Source organism: Streptomyces sp. A0958 (genome assembly GCF_004795035.1).
Taxonomy (GTDB): Bacteria; Actinomycetota; Actinomycetes; order Streptomycetales; family Streptomycetaceae; genus Streptomyces.
In genome coordinates this window covers 310,288-329,666 of the sequence record NZ_SSBK01000002.1, presented here as the reverse complement: position 1 = coordinate 329,666, position 19,379 = coordinate 310,288, and the positions used below count along the sequence as shown (strand labels likewise).

16 protein-coding genes and 1 other RNA gene are annotated in these 19,379 nt (G+C 71.2%); 14 read left to right on the top strand and 3 right to left on the bottom strand.

Translation table 11 applies throughout. The features are described 5' to 3' along the window. Window positions 1-71: 71 nt before the first annotated feature. The 5 genes from ssrA (at window position 72) to E6P78_RS03535 (ending at window position 6,516) form a co-directional block, all read left to right on the top strand. Window positions 72-458, top strand: a transfer-messenger RNA (tmRNA) gene (gene ssrA, locus E6P78_RS03555). Window positions 459-823: 365 nt separating this feature from the next. Further along, the gene (locus E6P78_RS03550) at window positions 824-1,501 is read left to right on the top strand and encodes a hypothetical protein (RefSeq protein ID WP_136201997.1); all 678 of its coding nucleotides are present in this window, start codon (window positions 824-826) and stop codon (window positions 1,499-1,501) included. Beyond that, window positions 1,502-3,700, top strand: coding sequence for a glycosyltransferase (locus E6P78_RS03545; RefSeq protein ID WP_136201996.1), 2,199 nt, complete (start codon window positions 1,502-1,504; stop codon window positions 3,698-3,700). Then, entirely contained in the window at window positions 3,697-5,115 is a 1,419-nt protein-coding gene (locus tag E6P78_RS03540) for an acyltransferase family protein (RefSeq protein ID WP_136201995.1), read from the top strand. Before E6P78_RS03545 ends, E6P78_RS03540 begins: the two co-directional genes overlap by 4 nt. Before the next feature lie 246 nt (window positions 5,116-5,361). Next, on the top strand, window positions 5,362-6,516 hold the full coding sequence (locus E6P78_RS03535; RefSeq protein ID WP_136202060.1) for a uroporphyrinogen-III synthase: 1,155 nt from the start codon (window positions 5,362-5,364) through the stop codon (window positions 6,514-6,516). Here the strand turns inward: E6P78_RS03535 and E6P78_RS03530 are convergent. Beyond that, the gene (locus E6P78_RS03530) at window positions 6,465-7,034 is read right to left on the bottom strand and encodes an anthrone oxygenase family protein (protein ID WP_136201994.1); all 570 of its coding nucleotides are present in this window, start codon (window positions 7,032-7,034) and stop codon (window positions 6,465-6,467) included. The two genes, E6P78_RS03535 and E6P78_RS03530, sit on opposite strands and share 52 nt — an antisense overlap. Window positions 7,035-7,134: 100 nt before the next feature. Here E6P78_RS03530 and E6P78_RS03525 point away from each other — a divergent pair, with 100 nt between their 5' ends. After that, window positions 7,135-7,707 carry a GNAT family protein gene (locus E6P78_RS03525; protein WP_136201993.1) on the top strand — a complete coding sequence of 191 codons (573 nt, stop codon included), beginning with the start codon at window positions 7,135-7,137 and terminating at the stop codon, window positions 7,705-7,707. 6 nt (window positions 7,708-7,713) lie between these two features. On the opposite strand, the gene E6P78_RS03520 is transcribed toward E6P78_RS03525, so the two are convergent. Beyond that, complete coding sequence (locus E6P78_RS03520) at window positions 7,714-8,253, bottom strand: GNAT family N-acetyltransferase (protein ID WP_136201992.1); 540 nt, start codon at window positions 8,251-8,253, stop codon at window positions 7,714-7,716. Window positions 8,254-8,429: 176 nt separating this feature from the next. Between E6P78_RS03520 and E6P78_RS03515 the strand changes: the two genes are divergently transcribed. The 3 genes from E6P78_RS03515 to E6P78_RS03505 all read left to right on the top strand — a co-directional run bounded on the left by E6P78_RS03515 (window position 8,430) and on the right by E6P78_RS03505 (window position 13,334). Further along, window positions 8,430-10,811: a UvrD-helicase domain-containing protein gene (locus E6P78_RS03515; RefSeq protein WP_136201991.1), complete on the top strand. Its 2,382-nt coding sequence runs from the start codon at window positions 8,430-8,432 to the stop codon at window positions 10,809-10,811. Between the two features lie 456 nt (window positions 10,812-11,267). Continuing rightward, on the top strand, window positions 11,268-12,701 hold the full coding sequence (locus tag E6P78_RS03510) for an NAD-dependent malic enzyme (RefSeq protein WP_136201990.1): 1,434 nt from the start codon (window positions 11,268-11,270) through the stop codon (window positions 12,699-12,701). Window positions 12,702-13,052: 351 nt separating this feature from the next. Beyond that, on the top strand, window positions 13,053-13,334 hold the full coding sequence (locus tag E6P78_RS03505; RefSeq protein ID WP_003968811.1) for an HU family DNA-binding protein: 282 nt from the start codon (window positions 13,053-13,055) through the stop codon (window positions 13,332-13,334). Window positions 13,335-13,480: 146 nt separating this feature from the next. On the opposite strand, the gene murA is transcribed toward E6P78_RS03505, so the two are convergent. Then, window positions 13,481-14,821, bottom strand: coding sequence for a UDP-N-acetylglucosamine 1-carboxyvinyltransferase (gene murA, locus E6P78_RS03500; RefSeq protein WP_136201989.1), 1,341 nt, complete (start codon window positions 14,819-14,821; stop codon window positions 13,481-13,483). Between the two features lie 275 nt (window positions 14,822-15,096). Here murA and E6P78_RS03495 point away from each other — a divergent pair, with 275 nt between their 5' ends. The 5 genes from E6P78_RS03495 (at window position 15,097) to E6P78_RS03475 (ending at window position 19,376) form a co-directional block, all read left to right on the top strand. Then, a complete protein-coding gene (locus E6P78_RS03495; RefSeq protein WP_136201988.1) occupies window positions 15,097-15,657 on the top strand; it encodes a YqgE/AlgH family protein in 561 nt (186 codons plus the stop codon). A 29-nt stretch (window positions 15,658-15,686) separates the two neighbouring features. Beyond that, window positions 15,687-15,980, top strand: coding sequence for a DUF3039 domain-containing protein (locus tag E6P78_RS03490; RefSeq protein WP_072484142.1), 294 nt, complete (start codon window positions 15,687-15,689; stop codon window positions 15,978-15,980). Window positions 15,981-16,255: 275 nt separating this feature from the next. After that, window positions 16,256-17,560: an extracellular solute-binding protein gene (locus tag E6P78_RS03485; protein WP_136201987.1), complete on the top strand. Its 1,305-nt coding sequence runs from the start codon at window positions 16,256-16,258 to the stop codon at window positions 17,558-17,560. Between the two features lie 2 nt (window positions 17,561-17,562). Then, window positions 17,563-18,531, top strand: coding sequence for a sugar ABC transporter permease (locus tag E6P78_RS03480; RefSeq protein ID WP_136201986.1), 969 nt, complete (start codon window positions 17,563-17,565; stop codon window positions 18,529-18,531). Then, the gene (locus E6P78_RS03475) at window positions 18,528-19,376 is read left to right on the top strand and encodes a carbohydrate ABC transporter permease (protein WP_136201985.1); all 849 of its coding nucleotides are present in this window, start codon (window positions 18,528-18,530) and stop codon (window positions 19,374-19,376) included. The genes E6P78_RS03480 and E6P78_RS03475 overlap by 4 nt, the downstream gene beginning before the upstream one ends. The last annotated feature ends 3 nt before the right edge of the window (window positions 19,377-19,379 follow it).

Below are 19,379 nucleotides of genomic sequence, written 5' to 3'. Positions count from 1 at the left end.
GTCGTGCGTTGGTCACGTACGATGGGAGCGCACCCCACGGAGGGTGTGTACCACCTTTGAAAAAACAACATGGGGATGATCGGTTTCGACAGCGGATGTCGAAGCAGGGGAAGCGAGTCGAGGAAGCGGCAATGATCTCGTAAACCATATGTCGCAACCAATAATCGCCAATTCCAAGCGCGATTCCTCCGCCTTCGCCCTTGCTGCCTAATTAGCAGCTAGCGAAGACTCTGCGGAGTGTCAGCCCGGGGGTGGTCCCGACCCGGACCCTGGCATCAACAAGGGATCTAAACTTCTGAGTCCGGTCACGGGACTCAGAAGGAAATCAAACAGTGACTGGGCCTGTCGGAGGCTTGTCCGCGTGACCTCCGAGGCCGAGAAAAGCGTAGCGGACTGCACTCGGAGAAGCCCTGGTTCCGCACCGTTGGACGCGGGTTCGATTCCCGCCATCTCCACAATTCCCATGTGAACGAGGACCCCGTTGCCACCGGCAGCGGGGTCCTCGCGTCGTGTGCCCGCGGTCGCCGGGAGCCGACCCGGCGCGAAGGGCGTGCACGCCCGGCGTGCGCGCCCGTTCCGCGCTCCCGCCGCCCACCCGCGGGGGGCGGCGGGCGCAGCACGGTTCGAAAACAGATGTATCTCTCATGACGAACAACGACGAACAACACCGGTCAGCGGGTTCGGACTGTCCCCGGCGTGCGCTACATTCATGGACCGGGTGCACGTGGTATGGGGCTCGTGGCCAGGGTGGGGGCCTGGTCCGGAGACACACGACCGGTCAGTTGTGCGCACCCGATCCTGAGTGGGGGAAGTGCGTACAACAGTGGAAAATTGGCGCGAAGGTGCCCATGCGGGGCACACACACGAGCCGAACGAAGTCACCATCCAACTGGACGGCCTGGGACGGCAGCTCTCCGAGCTCCTCCCGGAACCCAGTGCTCCGGATGGCTCCGACGGCCCCGTCTTCGTCGACGAGAGCGGTCGGCGCGGCAAGACGCTGCGCCGGCTCGGCTGGGTCCTGGCCGCGGTCTTCGTCTGTTACGCGGTGACCCTGGTGATCGCCGTGCTCGGCGGCAACTCCAGCGCCCCCTCCCTCCCGATCTCCGGCCACGAGGATCACCAGAAGACGGAAGAGGTGCAGGCGCCCGCCTCGCCCGACGCGAGCCCCAGCACCGGCGCCTCCGCCGGTGCGAGCACCAGCGCCCCCCCGTCCGTCCCGCAGCCGCAGGGCAGCGCGGCCCTGCCCGGCGGCACCGGCACCGAACGCTCCACGGCCCCGGGGACCAGCTCCTCCGTCTCGACCCGCGTCACCCCGAAGGGCGACACGGGCACGGCCGGGAGCAGCGGCGGCAGCACACCGTCCGGGGAGACGACGGCCTCCGGGCGGCCCGCCGACGCCGGAACCCCGGTCGCCGATCCGGACCCGCCGGTCTCCGACACCACGCTTCCCACCGCCGAGCCCCCGGACCCGCCCGCGGAAGAACGAGAAGGCGCCAACTAGATGCCCACCCCTGCCACCCGGGGCAGGCGCAACAACCACAGGAAGAAGCAGACCCGTCGGCGCAGACTTCCCATGCGCTACATGCTGCCCCTCCTGTTTCTCGTTGCCCTGCTCGCCATGTTGATGCTGCGTGGCTACGTGCACAGCGAAATCCTCGCCGACCACCGCATCCGGCCGCCGGTCGCCACGGACCGGGTGCCCGATCAGGTGCTGGAGGGCGGGCCGGTCATCGACGCCCGGAGCACCACCGAGCCCGCGAAGACCCTGCGCATACCGGACCACCGGATCGTGCTGACCTTCGACGACGGCCCGGACCCGGTGTGGACGCCGAAGGTGCTGGACGAGCTGAAGAAGTACGACGCGCACGGCGTCTTCTTCGTCACCGGCACCATGGCCTCGCGCTACCCGGACCTGGTCGAACGCATGGTCAAGGAGGGCCACGAGGTCGGGCTGCACACCTTCAACCACCCCGACCTCTCCTACCAGTCCACCGGCCGCATCGACTGGGAGCTGTCCCAGAACCAGCTGGTGCTGGCGGGCGCGGCCGGCATCCGCACCTCGCTGTTCCGGCCGCCCTACTCCTCGTACGCCGACGCCATGGACAACAAGTCCTGGCCGGTCACCCAGTACATCGGCAGCCGCGGCTACCTCACCGTCGTCAACAACACCGACAGCGAGGACTGGAAGCGGCCGGGCGTCAGGGCGATCATCGAGCGGGCCACGCCCAAGCACGGCAAGGGCGCGATCATCCTGATGCACGACTCCGGAGGCGACCGGTCCCAGACCGTCACCGCCCTGGGGAAGTTCCTGCCGAAGATGCAGAAGCAGGGCTACACGTTCACCAACCTCACCGACGCCCTCGGCGCCCCCAGCGCGCACACCCCGGTCACCGGGTTCGACCTGTGGAAGGGCAAGGCGTTCGTCTACGCCGTGGACGTCTCGGAGCACATCACCGGTGTGATGGTGGTCGGCCTCGCCGTCATCGGTGTGCTGGTCTTCGCCCGCTTCGGGCTGATGCTGCTGCTGTCCTTCGCGCACGCCCGCCGGGTCCGCAGACGTGGCTTCCGCTGGGGTGAACCGCTCACCCGCCCGGTGACCGTCCTGGTGCCCGCGTACAACGAGAGCAAGTGCATCGCGAACACGGTGCGCTCGCTCCTGGCAAGTGACTATCCGGTCGAAGTCATCGTGATCGACGACGGTTCCACGGACGACACCGCGGACATCGTCCAGCGGATGCGCCTGCCGAACGTCCGGGTGGTGCGCCAGCGCAACGCGGGCAAGCCCGCCGCCCTGAACAACGGCATCGCGCACGCCCGCAACGACATCATCGTGATGATGGACGGCGACACGGTCTTCGAGCCGTCCACCGTCCGCGAGCTGGTCCAGCCCTTCGCCGACCCGCGCGTCGGGGCCGTAGCGGGCAACGCCAAGGTCGGCAACCGCGACTCGCTCATCGGCGCCTGGCAGCACATCGAGTACGTGATGGGCTTCAACCTCGACCGCCGCATGTACGACCTGCTGCGCTGCATGCCCACCATCCCAGGTGCGGTCGGGGCGTTCCGCCGGGACGCGCTGGACCGGATCGGCGGCATGAGCGAGGACACCCTCGCCGAGGACACCGACGTCACCATGGCCCTGCACCGGGACGGCTGGCGCGTCGTGTACGCGGAGAACGCCCGCGCCTGGACCGAGGCGCCGGAGACCGTCCAGCAGCTCTGGTCGCAGCGCTACCGCTGGTCGTACGGCACCATGCAGGCGATCTGGAAGCACCGCCGCGCGGTCGTCGAGCGCGGTGCCTCGGGCCGTTTCGGACGCGTCGGACTGCCCTTCGTCGCCCTGTTCATGGTCGTCGCCCCGCTGCTCGCCCCCCTCATCGACGTCTTCCTGCTGTACGGGATCGTCTTCGGCCCCACCGAGAAGACCGTCATCGCGTGGTTCGGCGTCCTCGCGGTGCAGTTCGTCTGCGCCGCGTACGCCTTCCGGCTCGACCGGGAGCGCATGACCCATCTGATCTCGCTGCCCCTCCAGCAGATCCTCTACCGGCAGCTCATGTACGTGGTGCTGCTCCAGTCCTGGATCACCGCTCTCACCGGCGGCCGGCTGCGCTGGCAGAAGCTGCGCCGTACGGGGGTCGTCGAGGCGCCCGGTTCGATGCCGGCCCAGAGCAGGCGCAGCAACGACCGGAGGCCCGTCGCATGACCTACCCGAACCACTCCTCCGGGTACCCGCAGCAGCCGCACGGGGAGCCGCACACCGTGCCGTTCCCGGCGCAGCAGCCGCAGGAGCGGGCGCAGCCGGCCGACCCGGCGCCGTGGGTCCAGCAGCCCGAGCCGTGGGCCCGGCAGCCGGAGCCCTTTGTCCAGCAGCCGGAGCCTTGGGTCCAGCAGCCGGAGCCGTGGGTTCAGGAGCCGGAGCCCTGGGTCCAGGAGCCCGCGCACACGGCGACTCTCGCGCCCGCCCCCGAGCCGGCGCCCGCGCAGGCGCCGGCCAAGGGGGGCCGGGACCGCTATCTCGACCTGCTGCGGTCCGTCGCCCTGGTCCGTGTCGTGGTCTTCCACCTCTTCGGCTGGGCGTGGCTGACCATCGTCTTCCCGTCCATGGGCGTCATGTTCGCGCTGGCCGGCTCGCTGATGGCCCGGTCGCTGTCGCGGCCCGCGTGGAGCGTCATCCGCAGCCGGGTGCGCAGGCTGCTGCCGCCGATGTGGGCGTTCGTCGCCGTCGTCGTACCGGTGGTCTTCCTGCTCGGCTGGAAGCCTGTGCGGGAGGAGGGCATCTGGTGGTTCCTCAAGCTGGCCTGCTACGTGTTCCCGATCGGCACCCCGCCCTTCCCCTGGGAGAACGGCTCCGAGAGCGGCCTCCTGGAGTCCTCCTGGGCCGAGCAGGCGATCGGGCCGCTCTGGTACATCCGCGCCTACCTGTGGTTCGTGCTGGCCTCCCCGCTGCTGCTGAAGGCGTTCCGGAAGCTGCCCTGGGTGACGCTGCTCGCCCCGATCGGGCTCACCGCCGTCATCGGCACCGGCCTGGTCACCGTGCCGGGCACGGCCGGTGAGGGGCTGGTCGACTTCGCGGTGTTCGGCTCCTGCTGGATTCTCGGCTTCGCGCACAACGACGGGCTGCTGAAGACCGTCCCGCGCTACCTCGCGGTCTCGCTCGCCGCGATCCTCATGGCCTTCGCCCTGTGGTGGGCCTCCGGCCACCTCACCGAGGAGGGCTGGAACCTGGACGAGATCCCGCTCGCCCAGGCCACCTGGTCGCTGGGCTTCTGCGTGATCCTGCTCCAGTACGCGCCCTCCTGGCGGGAGCTGCCGGGCCGGCTGGCCGGCTGGGACAGCCTGGTCACGCTCGCCAACAACCGGGCGGTGACCATCTACCTCTGGCACAACCTGCTGCTGATGGCCGCCTTCCCGATCATCGACCTGCTGTGGGACGTGCCGTGGGTCGGTGACCACCTCGGCACGTACATAGACGCCTCGTACAACACCCTGGCGCTCATCCTCATCTGGCCGCTGATCGGGCTGATGATCGTCTCCGTCGGCTGGGTCGAGGACGTCGCCGCGAAGCGCCGCCCGAGGCTCTGGCCCAACGGGGCCGCCAAGCCCCGCGCCCGGCACTGACCCCGCCAACGCCTGTCCGGCCGATCGAGCACCGGACCCGGGCTCACCTGGGCGGTATACGTCCGCCCTGCCGCGGCCGTCCCGGTGGAGCCCCGGCTCAGCCGTGCCGAGGTGTGATGATGGACGGGCGGTGCCGGGTGGCGTAACGAGCGGGAAACACGGCTGAACCGGGTCTGTCACGCGGCGTTGGCAGGCTCGGTCCGCCGCACCATCGAGCAGCAGCGGGACGAGAGCCGGGTACACCTCATGCACGACGGACAGCACGACGACGAACAGCACGGGCCCCTTTCGGGCTTCACGGTCGGCGTCACCGCCGCGCGCCGGGCGGAGGAGCTGGGCACACTCCTGCGGCGCCGGGGCGCCACCGTGGTGCACGCCCCCGCCCTGCGGATCGTGCCGCTCGCCGACGACAGCGAACTGCTCGCCGCCACCGAGGAACTGATCGCCCACACCCCCGACGTGGTCGTCACGACCACCGCGATCGGCTTCCGGGGCTGGATCGAGGCCGCCGACGGCTGGGGCATCGGGGACCGGCTCCTGGAGACCCTGCGCGGCGCCGAACTCCTGGCGCGCGGCCCCAAGGTGAAGGGCGCGGTCCGGGCCGCCGGGCTGACCGAGGCCTGGTCACCGGCGTCCGAGTCCATGGCGGAGGTGCTGGAACGGCTCCTCGCGGAGGGCGTCGAGGGCCGCCGCGTCGCCCTCCAGCTGCACGGCGAACCCCTCCCCGGCTTCGTGGAGTCGCTGCGGGCGGCCGGCGGCGAGGTCGTCGGCGTCCCCGTCTACCGCTGGATGCCGCCGGAGGACATCGCGCCCCTCGACCGGCTCCTGGACCTCACCGTCGCGCGCGGCCTGGACGCGCTGACCTTCACCAGCGCCCCGGCCGCCGCCTCGCTGCTGGGCCGGGCCGAGGAGCGCGGGCTGCTGGCCGAGGTCGTGACCGCTTTGCGCTGCGACGTCGTACCGGCCTGCGTCGGCCCGGTCACCGCCGTGCCGTTGCAGGAGCGCGGCATCGACACCGTCCAGCCGGAACGCTTCCGGCTCGGCCCGCTCGTCCAGCTCGTCTGCCGCGAACTGCCCGCCCGCGCCCGTACGCTGCCCGTCGCCGGCCACCGCGTCGAGATCCGCGGCCACGCCGTCCTGGTCGACGACGAGCCGCGCGCGGTGCCGCCCGCCGGGATGGCCCTGCTGCACGCCCTGGCCCGCAGGCCGGGCTGGGTGGTCCCCCGCGCCGACCTGCTGCGCGCCCTGCCCGGCAGCGGTACGGACGAGCACGCCGTGGAGACCGCGATGGCCAGGCTGCGCACCGCGCTGGGGACGCCCCTGCTGATCCAGACCGTGGTCAAACGCGGCTACCGCCTGGCCTTGGACCCGGCCGCCGACGCCGAGTACGCCGGCTCCTGAGCAGGGCGGCGCGCACCGGCGTACGGGGCGCGCAGCAGGAGCGCGAGCGCGGCGGTGCACAGGAGGGCGCGCACGGTGTTCCAGGCGCTCCAGGCGTCCTCGAACCGGTCCCGTACGGCGGCCGGGTCGGCCAGGCGCGCGGGGTCCCCGGCGTCCGCGAGGGCGTTGTTGAGGGGCACGCTGACGCCCGAGGTGAGCAGGAACGCCACGGTGTACACCGCGAGCGCGGCCAGCAGCCACCGGCGCGGGCCCGGGGCGCGGCGGTGCTGCCAGGCGGCGACGGCGGTCAGCACCGGGGCGCCGAAGAACCCGGCGAAGAAGACCGGGTTCTCCATGACGTCGTTGATGTTCCTCATGACCTCGATGAAGGTCCGGTCGTCGCTGCGCCCGAGCGCGGGCATCACCGCACAGGAGAAGACGTAGAAGGTGCCCGCCATCAGACCGGTGGTGACGGCGGCGGCGCCGAGGACGAGGCGGTGGAGCGCGGGGGTCGGCCGGTCGGCCCGGTTGGTGGTCACGGGTCCAGTGAAGCGGCCGGCGGGGGCCCGCTCCATGGCCGGGACGCTCAGCCGCCTACGCGAGCGTCCACGGCATCGGCGGCCCGGATAGCGTGCGGTCATGATCGATGACGTCCACCCGCTCGACGCCGAGACCGGGCTGCGCCCCGCCTCGGTGGCCGACGCCGCCTGTCTCGCCGCCTCGCTGACCCGCAGCCGTGCGTACATGAAGCCCTGGGAGCCCGTGCGGCCCGACTCCTTCTACACGCCGGAGGGCCAGCGCGAGCGGCTGGCCGGGCTGCTGGCGGACCGGGCGGCGGGGAGGTCGATGCCCTGGGTGCTCTGCGACGCCGGGGACCGGGCGGTCGGCGCGTTCACGCTCAACGCCATCGCGTTCGGCGCCTTCCGCAGCGCCGTCCTCGGTTACTGGGTCGACGTGGACCTCGCGGGCCGGGGCCTGGCCACCGCGGCGGTGCGCAGGATCTGCGAGCTGGCCCGGGACGAGCTGCGGCTGCACCGGATCGAGGCGGGCACGGTACTGGACAACACGGCGTCCCAGCGGGTCCTCGCCAAGTGCGGGTTCGAGGAGTTCGGCATGGCGCCGAGCTTCCTCCACATCGACGGCGCGTGGCGCGACCACCGGCTCTTCCAGCGCATCCTGCACGACGGCCCGGTGACCGGCGCGGAGGGCTGAGAGCGGTTATGCGAGGCGCGTGTGGAGGTGGCCCTCGCCCGGCCACGGCGGGCACGGGGGCAGCAGCTCCGTGAAGCCGTACCCGGCCTTCTCCGCCACCCGGCACGACGCCCCGTTCTCCACCTGGTGCAGCAGCTCAAGACGTACGAGCCCGTCCCCGGCGAACTCCGTGAGCGCCCAGCCGGAGAGCGCTTCGAGGGCCCGCGGGGCGAGGCCCCGGCCGCGCGCGGGCGCCGCCGTCCAGTACCCCACCTCGGCCGAGGGCGAGCCGGGCGCCGGCAAGGAGAGGGCGACGTTCCCCACCGGGCCGTCCCCGAGCGCCGGGTCCACCACCGCGAAGCTGTACCGGAGGCCCGAGGCCCGGCCCTCGTCCTGGGCCCGCAGCCACTGGGCGGCCGCCGCCTCGTCCGCCAGGGGCGCGCGCGAGCCGGCCCGGATCGCCGGATCGCGGTAGGCGTCGAGCAGCACCCCGAGGTCGCCCGGCAGCCAGGGGCGGAGCACCGGGGAACCGGCCAGGAGCCGGGCATCGCGCGAGTGGGCGTTCATCCGGTCATCGTATGAGGGGAGTTGACGCGGCCGTCCCGGCACCGCCGGCGCGCCCCGGGGCCCCGTCACGCAATCGATATCCGGACGCGCCCCGCGCGGGCGGGGCGGCAGGTGCGCGAAGGGCCTCCGTCGCATAGGCTTGACGGCTGCCCAATGCACGTCAGAAGGGGGCCTCGGTGGCCGCGCAGGATGCCGCTGTCGATTCGCTGCGGGACCGGGAGATCGGTGTCGAGCAGGAACATCTCGACCGTGTGTACCACCGCCTTGAGGAGAAGATCCACGAGGCGGAATTTCTCATGAACGACGCCGTCCAACGCGGCCAGGTCGGGACGCCGGGGGCGCTCGCCGAGCGCGATGCCCAGGTGTTCCGCGCCGGAATCCACCTCAACCGGCTGAACAGCGAGTTCGAGGACTTCCTCTTCGGCAGGATCGACCTGCTGCTCGGCAAGGACGGAGAGCGCGGCCCGGACGGCGCGTTCACCTCCGTCGAACCCGCCGACGACGTGGTGCGCGAGGACGGCACCGCCGACATCGTCGAGACGCTGCACATCGGCCGCATCGGGGTCCTCGACTCCGACTACGCCCCGCTCGTCATCGACTGGCGCGCGCCGGCCGCCGCGCCGTTCTACCGCTCCACGCCCAAGGAGCCCGGCCGGGTGGTCCGCCGCCGCGTCATCCGCTCCAAGGGCCGCCGGGTCCTCGGCGTCGAGGACGACCTGATGCGCCCCGAGCTGACCGCGTACCTGGGCGGCGACAAGCTCCCGGTCGTCGGCGACGGCGCCCTGATGGCGGCGCTCGGACAGGCCCGCAGCCACACCATGCGGGACATCGTCTCCTCCATCCAGGCCGAGCAGGACCTCGTGATCCGGGCGCCCGCCGCCTCCGTCACCGAGGTCTCCGGCGGCCCCGGCACCGGCAAGACCGCGGTCGCCCTGCACCGGGCCGCGTACCTGCTCTACCAGGACCGGCGCCGGTACGCGGGCGGCATCCTCGTCGTCTCGCCCACGCCGCTGCTGGTCTCGTACACCGAAGGCGTACTGCCCTCGCTCGGCGAGGAGGGCCAGGTCGCCATCCGTGCCGTCGGCTCGCTCTCCGACGAGGCGGCGGGGCCGGACGGTGCCACCACCTACGACGAGCCGGCCGTCGCCCGGATCAAGGGTTCCTCGCGGATGCTCCCGGTGCTGCGCAAGGCGGCGCGCGGCGCGCTGGAGCAGCCGGCGCCCCGGCCGGCCGCGCCCCAGGACGGGCAGCTGGAGTTCGGCGGGGTGGAGGAGGCCCCGCAGCGGACGGGCACGCCCACCCGGCTGCGCGTGGTGGCCTTCGGCGCCCGCGTCGAGCTGCTGGAGGACGAGCTGCGGCGCATCCGCAACAACGTGCTCAGCGGCACCGCACCGGTCAACCTGCTGCGTCCGCGCGCCCGCCGGCTGCTGCTCGACGCGCTGTGGAACCGTTCCTCCGGCCGGGGCCGCTACACCGACCCGGAGCTGGCGGCCGAGCTGCGCTCGTCGTTCGACGAGGACGTGTCCACCGAGACGCCGTTCATCGAATTCCTGGACGCCTGGTGGCCCGAGCTCACCCCGCGCGGGGTGCTCGCGGCGATGGCCGACGAGAAGCGGCTCGCCCGGTGGGCGCGGCGCACCCTCAACCAGGGCGAGGTGCGCCGGCTCGCGCGCTCCCTCAAGCGCCTGGACGCCGCGGGGCAGGGGCCGCTCTCGGTCCACGACGTGGCGATCCTGGACGAGCTCCAGACGCTGCTGGGCACCCCCAGCCGCCCCAAACGCAAGCGCGAGGCGGACCCGCTGGACCAGCTCACCGGCCTGGAGGAGCTGATGCCGAGGCGCGAGGAGACCCAGTGGGAGCGGGCCGAACGGCTCGCGGCGGAGCGCACGGAGTACGCGCACGTCATCGTGGACGAGGCGCAGGACCTCACGCCCATGCAGTGGCGGATGGTCGGCCGGCGCGGCCGGCACGCCACCTGGACGATCGTCGGGGACCCGGCGCAGTCCTCCTGGTCCGACCCGGACGAGGCGTCGGCCGCCCGTGACGAGGCGCTGGGCAACCGTCCGCGCCGGCACTTCACGCTGACGGTCAACTACCGCAACCCGGCGGAGATCGCCGAGCTGGCCGCGAAGGTGCTGGCGCTCGCGATGCCGGGCATGGAGTCACCGGCGGCGGTCCGCTCCACGGGCGTGGTCCCGCGCTTCGAGACCGTACGCGGTGGCGACCTGGCCGGCACCGTGCGCGAGGAGGCGCGGCGGCTGCTCGGCGAGGTGGACGGCACGGTCGGCGTCGTCGTGGCGATGAACCGGCGCGCGCAGGCCCGCGAGTGGCTCGCGGAGCTGGGCGAGCGGGTGGTGGCGCTGGGCAGCCTGGAGGCGAAGGGCCTGGAGTACGACGCCACGGTGGTCGTCTCGCCGGCGGAGATCGCGGACGAGTCCCCGGCGGGGCTGCGGGTGCTGTACGTGGCGCTGACCCGGGCGACGCAGCAGCTCACGGTGGTCTCGGGGGAGCGGGACCTGCCGGACGAGGACGGGGTTCCGGACCTGCTCAGGGACTGAGGCCGCGGGGCTTCCGGCGAACCTTTTCGGTCAACCTGCGCCGCGGGAATCACTTCTCCGGGGGGTTTGTTAGCCTGGAAAGCGGCACCGGCTCGATCCAAGCCCCCGGGCCCAACCTTAGTCGCTTCGAGCGACCACTTGCCGCGAGGCGAGCATGGCGGGTCGGTGCCGTTCAACTGAAGAAGAGGCCCCCGTCACCTTCCGGTGACGCGGGCCTCTTCGCGTTCGGGCCCTCTTCACGCTCGGCCCCTTCGCGCTCGGCCCCTTCGCGTTCACGGGCAGGGGTTCCGCTGCGCCCGCTCTTTCTCGTATGGTGGAAAAAAGTTTCCGCGCTGCGACAGTCATTAACGGCTACTCGTCGGTAGGTGCGAATATCGGAAGGCGTGTCCGGTAACGGGCCTGCTCGGGCTTCGGACACGCATAGCAATGAAGCTAAGGAAAGCGAAGGACTCGGCCATGGCAACGGCGCCCAGCGTCTCTTACTCGATGACGGTAAGGCTGGAGGTGCCCGCGAGCGGCACAGCGGTCTCCCAGCTCACCACGGCCGTGGAGTCCTCCGGCGGTTCGGTCACCGGCCTCGACGTGACCGCTTCCGGCCACGAGAAGCTTCGGATCGACGTCACGATCGCGGCCTCCTCCACGGCGCACGCGGACGAGATCGTCGTCGGCCTGCGCGCCATCGAGGGCGTCGTCCTCGGCAAGGTCTCCGACCGTACGTTCCTCATGCACCTCGGCGGCAAGATCGAGATGGCGTCCAAGCACCCCATCCGCAACCGCGACGACCTCTCGATGATCTACACCCCCGGGGTGGCCCGCGTCTGCATGGCGATCGCCGAGAACCCCGAGGACGCCCGCCGCCTCACCATCAAGCGCAACTCCGTCGCAGTCGTGACGGACGGCTCCGCGGTGCTCGGCCTCGGCAACATCGGCCCCAAGGCCGCGCTGCCCGTGATGGAGGGCAAGGCGGCCCTCTTCAAGCGCTTCGCCGGCATCGACGCCTGGCCGATCTGCCTGGACACCCAGGACACCGACACCATCGTCGAGGTCGTCAAGGCCATCGCGCCCGGCTTCGCGGGCATCAACCTGGAGGACATCTCCGCGCCCCGCTGCTTCGAGATCGAGGCCCGGCTGCGCGAGGCGCTGGACATCCCCGTCTTCCACGACGACCAGCACGGCACCGCCATCGTCGTCCTGGCCTCGCTGACCAACGCGCTGCGCGTGGTGGGCAAGTCGATCGGGGACGTGCGGGTCGTCATGTCCGGTGCCGGCGCGGCCGGCACGGCGATCCTCAAGCTCCTCATCGCCGCCGGCGTCAAGCACGCCGTGGTCGCCGACATCCATGGCGTGGTGCACTCGGGCCGCGAGGACCTGCGGTCCGCCGACCCCGACTCGCCGCTGTGCTGGATCGCCGACAACACCAACCCCGAGGGCGTCACCGGCACCCTCAAGCAGGCCGTCGTCGGCGCCGACGTCTTCATCGGCGTCTCCGCCCCCAACGTGCTGGACGGGGACGACGTGGCGGCCATGGCGGACGGCGCGATCGTGTTCGCGCTCGCGAATCCGGACCCGGAGGTCGACCCGGCGATCGCCCGCCGCACCGCGGCAGTTGTCGCCACCGGCCGTTCGGACTTCCCCAACCAGATCAACAACGTGCTGGTCTTCCCCGGGGTGTTCCGCGGACTGCTGGACGCCCAGTCCCGCACCGTCAACACGGAGATGATGCTCGCCGCCGCCCGCGCCCTGGCCGACGTGGTCGCCGAGGACGAGGTCAACGCGAACTACATCATCCCGTCGGTCTTCAACGACAAGGTCGCCGGAGCGGTCGCCGGGGCCGTCCGGGACGCCGCCAAGGCGGCCGGAGTCGCTGTGACGGGGCCCACGTCCGTCTGACGTACGGCGCGTCGCGGGTCGCGGTGCCCCAAACGCCCCTTTAGGGTGGGCGGGCGACGCGTCCCGCAGAGCCCCGCACCCGCTGCGGACCGCTTTGGGGGAGTCGACGAGACGTCACCACGACGAGGCAGTGGTGCTTTTCGTACGACTCCCGGAGGGTGCCGGATTGGCTTTCCCGCCGCAGGTGGGGGCAGGATGCTTCCTCAAGGACTACGTCCAGGGGAGACCCCACAGGGCGCGAGGTCTGGGACATCCGAAGGACGGACCCGGGTACGGGGACTGTCCGAGGGTCCTGGCAGCATCGGCTTCGATCTCACGCCTCACAGGCAAGAAGAACACGGGAGTAACAACATGAACCGCAGTGAGCTGGTGGCCGCCCTGGCCGACCGTGCCGAGGTGACCCGCAAGGACGCCGACGCCGTGCTGGCCGCGCTCGCCGAGACCGTCGGTGAGATCGTCGCCAAGGGCGACGAGAAGGTCACCATCCCCGGTTTCCTGACCTTCGAGCGCACCCACCGTGCCGCTCGCACCGCTCGTAACCCGCAGACCGGCGACCCGATCAACATCCCGGCCGGCTACAGCGTGAAGGTCTCCGCGGGCTCCAAGCTCAAGGAAGCCGCCAAGGGCAAGTAAGACCCCCTGGGCACGACGGAGGGCGGCCACCCCGACCAGGGTGGCCGCCCTTCGGCATTCGGCCCGCCAGGGCCCTCAGCAGGCCGTGTGGCGGGCATCGGCGGTGTCCCGGGGGCCCGGGGCCGGGGCCCCCGGAACGGCGCCGCTCAGACCAGTGAGCCGCCCGGCAGCTCCACCTTCGCGCCGAGCTTCTCCAGCTTGTCCATGAAGTTCTCGTAACCCCGGTTGATCAGGTCGATCCCGTGCACCCGGGACGTGCCCTGGGCCGCCAGCGCGGCGATCAGGTACGAGAAGCCGCCGCGCAGGTCCGGGATGACGAGGTCCGCGCCCTGGAGCTTCGTCGGGCCCGAGACGACCGCGGAGTGCAGGAAGTTGCGCTGGCCGAAGCGGCAGTCCGAGCCGCCCAGGCACTCGCGGTAGAGCTGGATGTGCGCGCCCATCTGGTTCAGCGCGGAGGTGAAGCCGAGCCGGGACTCGTACACCGTCTCGTGCACGATCGACAGGCCCGCGGCCTGCGTCAGCGCGACGACCAGCGGCTGCTGCCAGTCGGTCTGGAAGCCGGGGTGCACGTCCGTCTCCAGCGCGATGGCGCTCAGAGCCCCGCCCGGGTGCCAGAAGCGGATGCCCTCGTCGTCGATCTCGAAGGCGCCGCCGACCTTGCGGTAGGTGTTCAGGAACGTCATCATCGAGCGCTGCTGGGCGCCGCGGACGTAGATGTCGCCCTCGGTCGCCAGCGCGGCGGACGCCCAGGAGGCGGCCTCCAGGCGGTCCGGGATGGCCCGGTGCGTATAGCCGTCGAGGCGGTCCACACCGGTGATCCGGATGGTCCGGTCGGTGTCCATCGAGATGATCGCGCCCATTTTCTGCAGGACGCAGATCAGGTCCTCGATCTCGGGCTCCACGGCCGCGTTGGACAGCTCCGTGACGCCCTCGGCGAGCACCGCCGTCAGCAGCACCTGCTCGGTGGAGCCCACCGACGGGTACGGCAGCCGGATCTTGGTGCCGCGCAGCCGCTGCGGGGCCTCCAGGTACTGCCCGTCCGCCCGCTTCTCGATCGTCGCGCCGAACTGGCGCAGCACGTCGAAGTGGAAGTCGATCGGCCGGCCGCCGATGTCGCAGCCGCCGAGCCCGGGGATGAACGCGTGGCCCAGACGGTGCAGCAGCGGCCCGCAGAACAGGATCGGGATGCGCGACGAGCCGGCGTGGGCATCGATGTCGGCGACGTTGGCGCTCTCGACGTGGGTGGGGTCGAGGATCAGCTCGCCCGGTTCGTCACCGGGGCGGACCGTCACCCCGTGCAGCTGGAGCAGTCCGCGCACGACCCGCACGTCACGGATGTCGGGCACGTTGCGCAGCCGGCTGGGCCCGCTGCCGAGCAGCGCGGCGACCATCGCCTTGGGCACCAGGTTCTTGGCGCCTCGGACGCGGATCTCGCCCTCCAGCGGGGTTCCACCGTGGACAAGCAGGACATCGTCTGTGCCGGTCATGAATCTCGCGTTCCGGAGTGGTCGGGCAGGGGGCCAAACGAAAGGGTAATGGGCCCGCACCCCCCTTCCGTAAGGGAACGGGCGGTGTACGAACGTCAAGGAACCGCCACAACACGCTCTGCTGTGCGGCTCTCGCGGAGGGTCACCGTCCGGATGGGCGGCCCGGCCGTGCGCTCCTCATGCACCCGTGCGCCCTGAGCTGCGCTCGGGCACCCAGCGCGACGAGCGGGTCACTTGGCCCCCGCGAGGTCCGAAGATGCGGGATCATTTCTGCCATGACCGAGGTGTCCTCGCTCACAGGGCGGCTGCTCGTGGCCGCACCCGCCCTGGCGGACCCGAACTTCGACCGCGCGGTCGTGCTGCTCCTCGACCACGACGAGGAGGGCTCCCTCGGCGTGGTCCTCAACCGCCCGACCCCGGTGGGCGTCGCGGACATCCTGGCGGCCTGGGCCGGCCTGACCGGCGAGCCGGAGGTCGTCTTCCAGGGCGGCCCCGTCTCGCTTGACTCGGCGCTCGGCGTGGCGGTGATCCCGGGCGGTGAAGGGCCTCTGGGCTGGCGCCGGGTGCACGGGGCGATCGGCCTGGTGGACCTGGAGGCGCCGCCCGAACTGCTGGCCGCGGCGGTCGGATCGCTGCGGATCTTCGCGGGGTACGCGGGCTGGGGGCCGGGCCAGCTGGAGGCGGAGCTGGCCGAGGGCGCCTGGTACGTCGTCGAGTCGGAACCCGGAGACGTCTCCTCGCCGCGCCCGGAGGGCCTGTGGCGTGCGGTCCTGCGCCGTCAGCGCAGCGAACTGGCCATGATCGCCACGTATCCGGACGACCCTTCGCTGAACTGATGTCCCGTCTTTCAGTACGCTTGGCGGTTATGAGCACTCTTGAGCCCGAGCGCGGGGCAGGTACCGGAACCCTCGTGGAGCCGACGCCGCAGGTGTCGAACGGCGACGGCGACCACGAGCGCTACGCCCATTACGTCCAGAAGGACAAGATCATGGCGAGCGCCCTTGAGGGCACCCCCGTGGTCGCACTGTGCGGCAAGGTCTGGGTACCGGGGCGCGACCCCAAGAAGTACCCGGTGTGCCCGATGTGCAAGGAGATCTACGAGTCCATGGGCGCCGGCGGCGACAAGGACAAGGGCAAGGGCGGCAAGGACAAGAAGTAGCGACAGCCGGTACCGGCAAGAGCTGAACGACCCGGGAGAGCCCCCGGGGCACGCACCCACGTGCCCCGGGGGCTCTCCGTCGTGCCCGGAGCTCTCCGTCGTGCCCGGGGTTCTCCGCCGTCCCGGGCCGTCCGCGTTGCACGGGCTGCTCCGCCGGGTCACAGAGTGGTGGAGACCACTTGTCGCCGTCCGGGTCCGCACCTACTCTCCTGCCAGTTGTGCAGAACGAAACGCGCGTTGCGCATGTTGCAACGCCTAGCGGTAGGGGTTCCCGGATGAAGCTTTCTGCCCGAATCGCCGCCCCGGCCGCGGCGCTCGTCCTGGCGGGCCTCACGGCCACCGCCTGCGCGCCGCAGACCTCCGACACCGGCGCCAAGGGGGACGAGAAGACCGGCACGCTGCGCGTCTGGCTGTTCCAGGAGGTCGGCAACAAGCCCAAGGAGAAGGTCGTCGACACCGCGGTCGCCGCCTTCAAGAAGGCGCACGAGGACGCGAAGGTCGAGATCGAGTACATCCCGGTCGAGACCCGTGCCCAGCGCGTCAAGGCCGCCTTCAACGACCCCAAGAGCGCCCCCGACCTCATCGAGTACGGCAACACCGACACCGCCGGCTACGTCAAGGACGGCGGACTCGCCGACATCACCGGCGAGTTCGGCGACTGGGCGGACGCCAAGGACACCGACCCGGCCGCCAAGCAGTCCGTCACGGTCGACGGCAAGGTCTACGGGGCCCCGCTCTTCGTCGGCGTACGCGCGCTGTACTACCGCACCGACGTCTTCGCGGACCTGGGGATCGAGGCGCCCAAGTCCCAGGCCGAACTGATCTCAACCGCCAGGAAGATCCACCGGAAGAAGCCCGGCATGTACGGGCTCGCGGTCGGCGGCGCCTACACCTACGGCGCGATGCCGTTCATCTGGGCCAACGGCGGCGAACTGGCCGACCAGGACGGCTCCTCGTACAAGGCGGCCATCAACAGCGCGAAGGCCCGCAAGGGCATCGAGGCCTACACCTCGCTGTTCGGCGACACCAACTGCCCGCCCGCCAAGTGCGCGGCCATGGGCGGCAACGCGACCATCACCGCCTTCGCCTCCGGCAAGGCCGCCATGGCCATCGGCGGCGACTTCAGCCACGCCGCCGTCGAGGCCGGCGGCGTCAAGGGCAAGTACGCGGTGGTGCCGCTGCCCGGCGTGGCCGAGGGGTCCGTCGCACCGGCGTTCGCGGGCGGCAACAACATCGGCGTGCTCAAGAGCAGCGAGCACCGCACCCTGGCCGTCGACCTGATGAAGGAGCTGACCGGCAAGGAGACCCAGGCGCGGATGTTCGACGCGATGGGCTTCCTGCCGACCTACACAGACGTACGGGCCGCCGCCGCGGAGCGCGAGCCGTTCGTCGAACCGTTCGTCAAGACGCTGGGCGCCGGCGCCAAGTTCGTCCCCGCCTCCCCGGCCTGGGGGCAGATCGACTCCTCGCTGATCCTGCCCACGATGTTCCAGGAGATCGTCAGCGGCCGTAAGGACGTGGCGAAGGCCTCGGACGACGCCGCGAAGAAGATGGACGCGGCGTTCGCCGACGCGGGCTGACGATGACCGCGAACAGCACGGCGTACCAAGCGCCCCCCGCACCCGCGCCGGGCCGCCCCGCGCGCGGCCCGCGCCGCCGCCCGGCCTCACCGGCCCGGCGGCCGGGCTGGACCCCCTGGCTCTACCTGCTGCCCGCCCTCGTCCTGCTCGGCGGGCTGCTGGTCTACCCGATCTACCAGCTCGGCCTGATCTCCTTCCTGGAGTACACCCAGGCCCAGGTCAGCGGCGGCGAACCGGCCACCTTCCAGGGCCTGGGCAACTACACGACGCTCTTCGGCGACAGCCAGTTCTGGCAGGTGCTCGCGGCCACCGTGGTCTTCGCCGCCGCCTGCGTCCTGGCCACCCTCTTCGTCGGCTGCGCCCTGGCCGTCCTGCTGACCCGGATACGGGCCGTGCCCCGGCTCGCGCTCATGATGGCCGCGCTCGGCGCCTGGGCGACGCCCGCGATCACCGGGTCCACCGTCTGGGTCTTCCTCTTCGACGCCGACTTCGGCCCCGTCAACCGGGTCCTCGGCCTCGGCGACCACTCGTGGACGTACGGGCGCTACAGCGCGTTCACCCTGGTGCTCCTCGAAGTCCTGTGGTGCTCGTTCCCGTTCGTGATGGTGACCGTGTACGCGGGCATCCGGGCGATCCCCACCGAGGTGCTGGAGGCGGCCGCGCTGGACGGCGCCTCGCAGTGGCGGATCTGGCGGTCGGTCATGGCCCCGATGCTGCGGCCGATCCTGACCGTCGTCACCATCCAGTCGGTCATCTGGGACTTCAAGGTGTTCACGCAGATCTACGTCATGACCAACGGCGGCGGCATCGCCGGGCAGAACCTGGTGCTCAACGTGTACGCGTACCAGAAGGCGTTCGCGTCCTCGCAGTACGGCCTCGGCTCGGCGATCGGGGTCGTGATGCTGCTGATCCTGCTGGCCGTCACGCTCGTGTATCTGCGCCTCGTACGGCGCCAGGGGGAGGAACTGTGAGCCTGCCGGCCCTGTTGCGCGTCCGCCGGCCCGGCCGGCTCGCCGCCGAGGCGGCGGCCCTGCTGATCGCCGCCGCCGTCGCCTTCCCGCTGTACTGGATGGTGCTCTCCGCCCTCAAACCGGCGGGCGAGGTCCAGTCCACGCACCCCAGGCCCTGGACCCTGTCGCCGTCCCTGGACTCCTTCCGGCGGGTCTTCCAGCAGCAGGACTTCGGGCGCTACTTCCTCAACAGCCTGCTCGTCGCCGGCACGGTCGTCGTCGCCTCCGCGCTCATCGCGTTCCTGGCGGCCACCGCGGTCACCCGGTTCAGGTTCCGCTTCCGCACCACGCTGCTCATCATGTTCCTGGTCGCGCAGATGGTGCCGGTCGAGGCGCTGACCATCCCGCTGTTCTTCCTGATGCGGGACTTCGGGCAGCTGAACACGCTCGGCTCGCTGATCCTGCCGCACCTGGCCTTCTCGCTGCCGTTCGCGATCTGGATGCTGCGCGGCTTCGTCCGGGCCGTCCCCGAGGCCCTGGAGGAGGCCGCGTACATCGACGGGGCGAGCCGGACCCGCTTCCTGTGGCAGATCCTCTTCCCGCTGGTCTTCCCCGGCCTCGTGGCGACCAGCGTCTTCTCGTTCATCTCGACCTGGAACGACTTCCTGTTCGCGAAGTCCTTCATCATCAGCGACACCTCCCAGTCGACGCTCCCGATGGCGCTGCTGGTCTTCTTCAAACCCGACGAGAACGACTGGGGCGGGATCATGGCAGCCTCGACGGTGATGACCGTGCCCGTGCTGGTCTTCTTCGTACTCGTACAGCGACGCCTGGTCTCCGGACTCGGCGGAGCGGTTAAGGACTGACGT